Here is a 1,986-nt window from a genome sequence, read left to right on the forward strand (position 1 = left end):
GAGATCAGGTCGTCATGGTGGCGGATAGGGGCTGGCCGGCCGCCTGCTGGTCGAATGGGTTCAATGCGCATGGCTTGCCCCTCCATGCGGCGCCCAAACCCGACCGGCCTCGTGAGCATGATGGGCCATCGGCTACTCCCGTCCTTCCAAGATGCGCCGCACCGCGACGAGCTTGCGCGCCCGTTCGCCTTGCAGCGCCTTGATCTGCTCGGGCGTGTAGGAGAACATCCCCTCGCCCGACTTGATGCCGAACTTCGACGCGTTGGTCTTTTCCAGCACCATCGGCGCGACATCGTCGCGGTTGGAAAGATCGGCGTTGAGGAAGGACGAGACGGACTTGTAGATATCGAGGCCCGCCATATCGAGCAGCGCCATCGGCCCGACCACGGCGATCTTGTAGCCGATGCCCCAGGACACGCAGGTGTCGAGGTCTTCCGGCTCGATGACGCCGCGCTCGACAAGGTCGACCGCCTCGCGCAGCAGCGCATAGAGCACGCGGTTCTCGACGAAACCCGGAACGTCCTTCTTCACCACCACCGGAAGCAGGCCGATCGAGCGGATCAGGTCGCGGATCGTCGCCACGGTTTGCGGCGCGGTCTTCTCGCCGGCGATCACCTCGATCATCGGGATGATGTGCGGCGGGTTCGACCAGTGCATGCCCACCATCCGCTCCGGATGCGAGATATTCGCCTGCAGCTTGGTGATCGGGATACCCGACGTGTCGGACGCCACGATCGTGTCCGCCGCTATCAGCCCATCGATGGCGCGATAGACATCGGCCTTGATCGAAATGTTCTCGGGAACGTTCTCGATGACCAGGTCGGCGCCCGATACCGCATCGGCTATGTCATCGGTGAAGCGAACCGTTCCGGCGCCGGCCGGGGGCGGCGCGATGCCCAGGGAATCGAGCACGGCTTCGGCCACGCCCAGCATGGTTCCAGCCCGCTCGACCGCCGCCGGAGCGACATCGTAGGCCACGACCTGAAGGCCGCCTCTGGCGAGCCGCGCGGCCATGCCGGGCCCCATCGTGCCCAGACCAATGATGGCGATACGTTGGATCATCACGCTGCCCTGCTTTCGGTTGCTGCTTTTGTTTCCGCGACAAGGTCGGCGGCCTTCTCGGCAATCATGATCACTGCCGCGTTGATGTTTCCGCAGACGAGGTCGGGCATGACGGAAGCATCCACCACGCGCAGGCCATCGACGCCGCGAACTCGCAGTTGCGGATCTACGACCGAGGCCGCGTCCGCGCCCATCCGGCAGGTGCCGGCCGGATGATGCACGGTGATGGAGGTCTTGCGGATATGCTCATCGATATCGTCGTCGCTCTGGCACTTGGGACCGGGGAAGAACTCCGCCTCGATGAAGGGCTGCATGGAAGGTTGCGCCGCGAGATCCCTTGCCACCCGGAAGCCGGCCCGCAGCGATTGCCAGTCCTTCGGCGAGGCCAGGAAATTCTGGTGGATCAGGGGCGCCGCGGAAGGATCGGCCGAGGCGAGTTTCACCGCGCCGCGACTCTCGGGCTGCGTGGCCACCACGCGCGTTGCGAAACCATCGGGAAACGGTTCCTTGAATGGCCTGAAATAGGGCCATGCGGCGAGTGGAGCCGCAGTGAAGAGCAGTTGCACATCCGGCAACGGCCGCTCCGGACCGCTTTTCAGGAAGGCGACGACCCCGCCGGGCACATCGCCCGAAAAACCGCGCCCCGTAAGGTAGGTCTTGGCGAAATCCAGCCCGATGCGATCGGCGCGCATGTTGTGCAGGAACGGCCCTGGGCCGCGGCGTCGGTACATGAGAATGACCGAGACGTGATCCTGCAGGTTCTTGCCGACCGCGGGCAGGTTGACGCGTGTCTGGATGCCATGCGCCGCAAGCTCGTCCGGCGCCCCGATGCCGGACAGCATCAGCAGTTGCGGCGTGTTGATCACCCCGCCGGAGAGCAGCACTTCCCTGCGTGCGATGACTGTTCGCTCGCTGCCGCGATGG

General features: G+C 65.1%; 2 protein-coding genes. Both read right to left on the reverse strand.

Annotation, left to right across the window (positions count from 1 at the left end; translation table 11 throughout):
• Nucleotides 1-132: 132 nt before the first annotated feature.
• Nucleotides 133-1,062, reverse strand: a complete 930-nt coding sequence (gene fhmpcd1 / locus EOA27_RS34015; protein ID WP_126083747.1) for a 5-formyl-3-hydroxy-2-methylpyridine 4-carboxylate 5-dehydrogenase — start codon at nucleotides 1,060-1,062, stop codon at nucleotides 133-135.
• Nucleotides 1,062-1,986 (reverse strand): GMC oxidoreductase (locus tag EOA27_RS34020; RefSeq protein ID WP_189562251.1); only part of this gene is annotated, 925 nt, incomplete at its 5' end. The genes EOA27_RS34020 and fhmpcd1, both read right to left, overlap by 1 nt.

It is taken from the genome of Mesorhizobium sp. M2A.F.Ca.ET.037.01.1.1, assembly GCF_003998075.1.
In the GTDB taxonomy this organism is placed as follows: Bacteria; Pseudomonadota; Alphaproteobacteria; order Rhizobiales; family Rhizobiaceae; genus Mesorhizobium.